The sequence below is a fragment of the Mesorhizobium sp. M1142 genome, from assembly GCF_040318565.1.
Lineage (GTDB): Bacteria > Pseudomonadota > Alphaproteobacteria > Rhizobiales > Rhizobiaceae > Mesorhizobium.
In genome coordinates this window covers 22,125-29,136 of the sequence record NZ_JAMYMK010000031.1, presented here as the reverse complement: position 1 = coordinate 29,136, position 7,012 = coordinate 22,125, and the positions used below count along the sequence as shown (strand labels likewise).

At 62.6% G+C, this 7,012-nt stretch carries 8 protein-coding genes; 2 read left to right on the top strand and 6 right to left on the bottom strand.

Annotated elements, in window-relative coordinates; genetic code table 11:
- Window positions 1-234: 234 nt before the first annotated feature.
- From clpS to NKH42_RS29170, 3 genes are all read right to left on the bottom strand, one after another.
- The gene (clpS, locus tag NKH42_RS29180; RefSeq protein ID WP_023679498.1) at window positions 235-540 is read right to left on the bottom strand and encodes an ATP-dependent Clp protease adapter ClpS; all 306 of its coding nucleotides are present in this window, start codon (window positions 538-540) and stop codon (window positions 235-237) included.
- Between the two features lie 256 nt (window positions 541-796).
- A complete protein-coding gene (locus tag NKH42_RS29175) occupies window positions 797-1,012 on the bottom strand; it encodes a hypothetical protein (RefSeq protein WP_352450529.1) in 216 nt (71 codons plus the stop codon).
- A 36-nt stretch (window positions 1,013-1,048) separates the two neighbouring features.
- Window positions 1,049-1,393, bottom strand: a complete 345-nt coding sequence (locus NKH42_RS29170; RefSeq protein WP_292665026.1) for a hypothetical protein — start codon at window positions 1,391-1,393, stop codon at window positions 1,049-1,051.
- A gap of 236 nt (window positions 1,394-1,629) precedes the next feature.
- Between NKH42_RS29170 and NKH42_RS29165 the strand changes: the two genes are divergently transcribed.
- Together NKH42_RS29165 and NKH42_RS29160 are read left to right on the top strand one after the other, a co-directional pair.
- The gene (locus NKH42_RS29165; protein WP_352509808.1) at window positions 1,630-2,346 is read left to right on the top strand and encodes a response regulator; all 717 of its coding nucleotides are present in this window, start codon (window positions 1,630-1,632) and stop codon (window positions 2,344-2,346) included.
- Entirely contained in the window at window positions 2,343-3,752 is a 1,410-nt protein-coding gene (locus NKH42_RS29160; protein WP_352509806.1) for an ATP-binding protein, read from the top strand. Before NKH42_RS29165 ends, NKH42_RS29160 begins: the two co-directional genes overlap by 4 nt.
- Before the next feature lie 71 nt (window positions 3,753-3,823).
- Here the strand turns inward: NKH42_RS29160 and choV are convergent, their stop codons facing one another.
- From choV to NKH42_RS29145, 3 genes are all read right to left on the bottom strand, one after another.
- Window positions 3,824-5,005 (bottom strand): choline ABC transporter ATP-binding protein, encoded by a 1,182-nt coding sequence (choV, locus tag NKH42_RS29155; RefSeq protein ID WP_352646623.1) that lies wholly within the window; start codon window positions 5,003-5,005, stop codon window positions 3,824-3,826.
- Entirely contained in the window at window positions 5,002-5,856 is an 855-nt protein-coding gene (gene choW, locus NKH42_RS29150; RefSeq protein WP_352690872.1) for a choline ABC transporter permease subunit, read from the bottom strand. Before choW ends, choV begins: the two co-directional genes overlap by 4 nt.
- A 118-nt stretch (window positions 5,857-5,974) precedes the next feature.
- Entirely contained in the window at window positions 5,975-6,910 is a 936-nt protein-coding gene (locus tag NKH42_RS29145; RefSeq protein WP_352646626.1) for a choline ABC transporter substrate-binding protein, read from the bottom strand.
- Window positions 6,911-7,012 lie beyond the last annotated feature (102 nt).

The window sequence follows — 7,012 nt, the reverse complement described above, 5'->3', positions numbered from 1 at the left end:
ACTGGCCCATCTGCTTCACTGCCATCGCGATTCCCTCCGAGCTTCGTCTCAGAGAATCACAATCAGCGAATTACGCAACAGGCCCCTTGTGGGAGAAGGTGGATTGGCGCGAAGCGCCAAGACGGATGAGGGGTGCCGGAAGAAATGAGGCGTCGGCGTTCCCTGGAACACCCCTCATCCGACCGAGCTTCGCTCGGCCACCTTCTCCCGCAAGGGGAGAAGGGAAAAGGAGCCCTACTCCTCCGGCTCCGTCGTGAACATCAGCGGATAACCCTTGGCCTTGCCGGCATCGGTTGCCCGCGCCGCCTTGGTCTCGGCGACATCCCTGGTGAAGACGGCGACGACGCAGACGCCGCGCCGGTGCGCAGTAATCATTATCCTATGCGCCTGGTCTTCGCTGAGCTTGAACTCGGCCTTCAGCACAGTCACGACGAACTCGCGCGGCGTGAAATCGTCATTGACCAGGATAACCTTGTAGAGCTTCGGCCGTTCGACTTTCGGCTTCGTGCTGGTACGGGGTTTTGTCGTGATTTCAGGCATTGGACCGGCAATTGAGTACGACGGCTTTGCGGTCATTTTGACATGGGCAAAAGCGGTCGTCCATTCAACCGCGCGCGAGCGGCTTCCCGGCGGGCGCAGTTCAAAAGTCCGTGCCTATGTGGGAACTGCCGTCTGGCGTTCAACGGGGGTGTGGGCCGGGACTGCCCCCATTGTCTGCACGCAACAAAAAAGACGACCGCTCCAGGCAAATCGCAACTGGAGCGGTCTTCTCATAGGGTAGAAAGATGTCGCTTGATCAGGCCTTCGGAGCTGCCTTGACCGCGTGCTTCTTGTGCTTCTTGACGGTCTTCTTGGCAGCGACCTTCTTCACGGCCTTGGCCGGCGCAGCGGTCGTCGTTGTCGTCGCAGCCGGGGTGGTGGTCGCGGCATTGGCGCTGCTGGCGCCGAGAACCGGCATCGAGACGGCCAGCGCGATGGCGAGACCGAGGGCGGAGAGGAGAGACTTTTTCATGGCTTCACTTCCTTTTTGTGCAGATCGGATTGAGTGTCACTGAACGGGATCGATCGGTGTCACTCCAAGCAGCTTCAAGGCGTTCGCGAGCATCCGGATTCCCTGTGCCTGTTTCTTGTTGGCGCAGAACCGGTTTCCCTTTCTTTGAAGTGCTTTCGCCGCGGTGACCTGCGTTGCCGCGGCATGGGTTTCGAGGGCTTCGTCAAACTGGCGGTTCAGATCGATGCAACGCTCGCTGCGGGTGGTCGCCACCTTTGCATCGGCCGCCTTTGCATTGGCCACCTTTGCATCGGCCAGTTTTGCATCGGCTTGTTCAACCGCGGCCGTGACGAGCGAAATGGAAAGCAACGCACCCATCAGACTGATCGAGAACCTTTGCATTGGTCTATCCGTATCCCGTAACGCGTGTCGCAGCCGATGACCTGACCGCCACGGCACCACTTATGACCTTGATTTTTTTCGGCAGTTTTTCCGGATTGTAGAATTTTGTTTCTGGATTGTTTCTGGGCAGCCCGGATCGGGCCGCCGATCTTCACTGGCCAACTTATGGCCTGAATTCTATCGTCTGGCTGACGGCCGAAGCACCGCTTGGGCGATCCACAAATGACAGGTTTCCTGTGAAATCCGACCCCCACATACTGATCGTCGACGACGACAAGGGCATTCGCGACCTGCTTCAGGAATTCTTCCAGAGGCGAGGGCTGCATACATCTGTCGCCGCCGACGGCACCGAGATGGAGACCGTCCTGCGCCGCGCCCAGGTCGACCTGATCGTCCTGGACGTCATGCTGCCCGGCAAGAGCGGGCTGGAGCTCTGCCGCGAGTTGCGCGCCAATTATTCGACGCCGATCATCATGCTGACCGCGGTTACCGAGACAACCGACCGCGTGGTTGGGCTGGAGATGGGCGCGGACGACTACGTGCCGAAACCCTTCGATCCGCGCGAGCTGCTCGCACGCATTCGTGCCGTCTTGAGACGCAATGGCGCCGCCGAGCCGCGACGCGCCGCCTCGCGGCAGATCTACCATTTCGCCGGTTGGACGATGGACTGTTCGCGCCGCCGGCTAATGGCGCCCGGCGACGTCAGGATCGAGCTGACGATGGCCGAATTCAATCTCCTGCAGACCTTCGTCAAGAGCGCGCAGCGCGTACTGAGCCGCGAGCAGCTGATCGAGCTGTCCGGCGGCGACAGCGGCTACAGCTTCGACCGCAGCGTCGACATTCTGGTCAGCCGGCTGCGGCGCAAGATGGAGGACGACCCGAAAACGCCGAAGCTGATCCTGACCGTGCGCAGCGGCGGCTACCAGTTCCTGCCTGAGACGACCTCCGAATGAGACGCATCCTGCCGCAAACGCTGCCGGTGTGGGTGCTGCTCATCGTCATCGCCGGCCTGCTGATCAGCCAGATCGCGACCCTTTACATCGTTTCGCGCGACCGTGCGGCCGCCAATGACGTCGTCGATCTCTATCGGCTGAACGACCGCGCCTTCTCGCTGGTGCAGCTGATGCATGATGCCACCCCAGAACAGCGCAAGGCGACGGCCTCCGGGCTGTTCAATGCCACCTATGCGCTCACCGTCTCCGACACGCCCGCCGTCACCTCGTCGATAGCGGGCGACGACGAGCTGGCCGAACTGGAAGACATATTGGTCGGCCGGCTGTCGAAGTTCGGGATCACCGATGCACGGGTCCGCCGCGACCCGGCAACGCACGAAGCGGACGCTCCCGGTGGGACGGTCGCCGGTCCCGATATCGGCCAGGTCGAGCGCGACCTGCTGGTGCTGGCGGCCGATTTCGCCCAGAGCGACAAGCTGACGGCTTCGCTTCGCTTTGCCGACGGCCAGTGGCTGAACTTCACCGAACCGAACACGCCGGCCGGGCCGATACTGAGCTTCGATAGCCTGCCGCTCTATGCCTTAATCGCCGGGCTGGTGGTGGCTTCCTCGATCTGGTCGCTGCGCCGGCTGACGGCGCCCTACAGGATGATGGAGACCGCGGTGAAGCGGATCGGCGAGGACCTGAAGAGCCCGCCGATCGCCGAGAGCGGCAGCCGCGAGGTGCGTACCGCGGCAAAGGCGGTCAATGCCATGCAGGCGAGACTGCGCGCCTACGTCGAGGACCGCGAGCATCTTGCGGCCGCACTGGCGCACGACCTGCGCACGCCGCTGACCAGGATGCGGCTGCGCCTCGAACTGCTGAGGAATTCGTCCGTGCGCGCCGCACTGGCGCACGACCTCGCCGACATCGAAGGCATTGCCAGCTCGGTCATCGACTTCGCCACTTTCGAGGTGACCGAGGAGAAGAGCGAGAGGATCGATTTCTGGTCGCTGGTAGAATCGATCGCCGACGGCTTCGACGAGGTCTCCTTCGAGAATGAAGACGGGCGCTCGCGCGGCTTGATCTGCATGGCGCGGCCGGTCGCGCTGCGGCGCTGCGTCACCAACCTCGTCCAGAACGCGGTGACCTATGGCAAGAGGGCGCATCTCAGCCTGCGTCAATCAGGCAAGACAATCACGCTGGCGATCCATGACGAAGGGCCGGGCATACCGCAAGCCGAGCTCGACGCCGTGTTCGGCTCGTTCGTGCGCCTGGAACAGTCGCGCAACCGTCAGACCGGCGGCCTCGGCCTCGGCCTGACCATCGCCCGCAACATCGCCCGCGGCGCCGGCGGCGAGGTCATCCTGTCCAATCACCCCGATGGCGGCCTGTTGACGGAACTGAGATTGCCGCTGGCGGTTTAGCTTGCGGTATCGGGCTAAGCCGGCGTTCCTTCGCGCCGGCGTTTGGTCTCGGTTCTCGCCAAGGAGAAAAATTATCTTCGCAGCACCGCGCTCAGCACATCCCTGACGCCGATGGCGCCGACGAAGCGCGACTGGTCGTCGAACAGCGCCACCGGTGCGGTCTGCGAGCGATGCATGGCCAGCATCACGGTCTTCAGCGAGGTGCCGGGATTGGCCCAGAACACCTGCGCCGTCTCCTCCGGCTGTGCCTCGACATCGGCGCAGGACACCCATACCGCCGGCTTGCCGTCGCGCTCGGCCGCCGCCACCAGCCCATGCTCGTCGATCTTGAAGCGCGTCGTCTTGCGCCGGTCGAGCCACACCCAGCCGTTCTCGCCATGTTCGAGGTCGCGGCGGTCGCGCATGACGTTCCACGCGGTCAACACCGAGAGCGGGTTCACATTGGCGATGAAGTCGCGGACATAGTCGTTGGCGGGCCGCAACACGATGTCTTCCGGCGCACCGGTCTGCACGATGCGCCCGCCCTCCATGATAGTGATGTGGGTGCCGATCTTCAGCGCCTCCTCGAGGTCGTGGCTGACGAAGATGATGGTCTTCTTCAGCTCGGCCTGAAGCTGCAGCAGCTCGTCCTGCAGCTTGGTCCGGATCAGCGGGTCGAGTGCCGAGAACGGCTCGTCCATCAGCAGGATCGGCGCCTCGGTGGCGAAGGCGCGCGCCAGGCCGACGCGCTGCTGCATGCCGCCGGAAAGCTCATGCGCGTATTTCTTCGACCACTGGTCGAGATGAACCAGCTTCAGCTGTTTGGTCACCCGCTCCTTGCGCTCGGCTTCAGGCACGCCGGCGAGCTCGAGGCCGAGGCCGACATTTTCCTCCACTGTGCGCCACGGCAGCAGGCCGAACTGCTGAAACACCATTGCCACCTGTTTCTGCCGCAACCGCCGAAGCGTCGCCTCGTCGCAGGTCACGACGTCGACCGTGCCGTCGCCGTCCTTGACCAGCACCTGGCCGCGCGAGACCACGTTCAGCCGGTTGACGGCCCTGAGCAGCGTCGATTTGCCGGAGCCGGAAAGCCCCATCAGCACCGAGATCTCGCCCTCGTTCACGGTGAGGCTGGCGCCGGCGCAGCCCAGTACGTTGCCGGTCTGTTCGAGGATCTCGGCGCGGGTGGCGCCGCTGTCGATCAGCGCCAGCGAGCCTGCCTGGTCGGCGCCGAAGACGATGTCGACATTTCTGAAATCGACGGCGACGGTCATTTCTTGCCTCCCACGCCGATGCGCGTCATTCGGTCGAGCACGATGGCAAGCACGACGATGGCCAGCCCTGCCTCAAGCCCTAGGTCGATCCGGCGCGAACCGAGCGCGCGGTTGATCTCGGTGCCGAGGCCGCCGGCGCCGATAAGGGCGGCGAACACCACCATCGACAGCGACAGCATAATCGACTGGGTCAAGCCGGCCATGATGGTCGGCAGCGCCGAAGGCAGCTCGACCTTCCACAGCAGCTGGCGTTTGGTGGCGCCGAACGCCTCGCCCGCCTCGATGATCGATTTCGGCACCGAGGTGACGCCGAGATGGGTGAGCCGAACCGAGGTCGGAATGACGAAGATGATGGTGACGATGAGGCCGGGCGCATTGCCGAGGCCGAACAGGGTCAGCACCGGGATCAGGTAGACGAAGGTCGGTAGCGTCTGCATCAGGTCGAGCACCGGCAGCATGACGCGATACACCTTCGGCTTGTGCGCGGCCCAGATGCCGAGCGGCACGCCGATGGCCATCGACACGGCGGCGGCGGCGACCACCAGCACCAGCGTCTCCACCGTCTGCTTCCACAGGTTCTGGTTGAGGATGAACAGCAATCCAATGAATACCGCCAAAGCCAGGCCTTTCGAGCGCTGCAGGAAATAGGCGAGCAGAGCGATCAGCGCGATCAGCAGAACCGGCGGCAGCAACAGCAGCCCGTCGACGATGCCGTCGAGCAGGAAGTTGAGGGTGTTGGAAAAAGCCCTGAAGATGGTGTCGAAATTGTCGGTGAGAAAGCCGAAAAACGCCTTCCCCCATGCCCCGATGGGAATCTTGTAACTGACCAGGAATTTGGAGATCGGATCCATCTAGCCCCTCTTCTGCCGGCGCCGTCCTTCGCCGCACGGTCATCTTGTCACAGGATATGAAAAAGGGCAGCCATTTCTACCGTGGCTGCCCCTTGTCTCGTCATGCCAGATGGTCGGGTCAGCTTCCGAGCGCCGTTTTCACCCCAGCCGCCGCATCGCCGCCGTCGAAGGTGGTGACGCCGGCGATCCAGGGGGTGATCGCGTCAGGGTGTTTCTTCAGCCAGTCGGTCGCGGCGGTATTGGCGTCGGCGCCCTTCAGGATCGCGTCCATCATCTCGCCTTCCATGTCCAGGTTGAACTTCAGATTGGCGATGAACTTGCCGGCGTTCGGGCATTCGCTCATGTAGCCCTTGCGCACATTGGTATGCACGGTGGCGGCGCCGAAGCCGCTGTCGCCCATCCCCTCGAGATAGGTGATCTTCATGGCGCCCATCACCGGATGCGGCGTCCAGCCGAGGAAGGCGATCCATTCATTGTTCTTCATCGACTGCTCGGCCTGGGTGAGCATGCCGGCCTCGGAAGACTCGACCAGTTCGAAGCCTTCGAGATTGGTCTTCGGATCCTTGATCATATCGAGGATAATGCGGTTGCCGTCATTGCCGGCCTCAATACCATAGATCTTGCCGTCGAACTTGTCCTTGAACTTGCCGAGATCGGTTAGCGTCTTGACACCGGCATCGGCGACATAGGTCGGAACGACGATGCCATAGCCGGCACCGCTGAGATTTTCGCTGACGGTCTCGACCGAGCCTTCGGCGGTATAGTCCTTGATGTCGTTGGTCATCGACGGCATCCAGTTTCCGAGGAACACGTCGAGGTCTTTGTTCTTCAGCGACGCATAGGTCACCGGCACCGAAAGCTGGATCACCTGCGGCTCGTAACCGAGCGCCGTGAGCAGCACCGAGGCGACGCCGGTAGTCGCCTGGATGTCGGTCCAGCCGACATCGGACAGCCGCACCGTCTTGCAGCTTTCCGCATCACCGGCGAAGGCCCCAGTCGTGGATAGAAAAGCCGCCAGGCCGAGACCGGCGACGAATGAACTCATGCGCGACATAGAAATTCTCCCATTTCAGTTCTCGGTGAAGCGAAGTGGCGGTTTTATTTCCACCTTTGTTCCGTCAGCCAAACACCATTTTGCTGCGGTTTCAAGCACTAA

What these genes read in the sequence shown, in the direction of transcription:
- choV (WP_352646623.1), bottom strand. Translation starts at nt 5,005, where the DNA reads ATGACCGTCGCCGTCGATTTCAGAAATGTCGACATCGTCTTCGGCGCC.
- NKH42_RS29170 (WP_292665026.1), bottom strand. Translation starts at nt 1,393, where the DNA reads ATGCAAAGGTTCTCGATCAGTCTGATGGGTGCGTTGCTTTCCATTTCG.
- NKH42_RS29175 (WP_352450529.1), bottom strand. Translation starts at nt 1,012, where the DNA reads ATGAAAAAGTCTCTCCTCTCCGCCCTCGGTCTCGCCATCGCGCTGGCC.
- clpS (WP_023679498.1), bottom strand. Translation starts at nt 540, where the DNA reads ATGCCTGAAATCACGACAAAACCCCGTACCAGCACGAAGCCGAAAGTC.
- choW (WP_352690872.1), bottom strand. Translation starts at nt 5,856, where the DNA reads ATGGATCCGATCTCCAAATTCCTGGTCAGTTACAAGATTCCCATCGGG.
- NKH42_RS29145 (WP_352646626.1), bottom strand. Translation starts at nt 6,910, where the DNA reads ATGTCGCGCATGAGTTCATTCGTCGCCGGTCTCGGCCTGGCGGCTTTT.
- NKH42_RS29160 (WP_352509806.1), top strand. Translation starts at nt 2,343, where the DNA reads ATGAGACGCATCCTGCCGCAAACGCTGCCGGTGTGGGTGCTGCTCATC.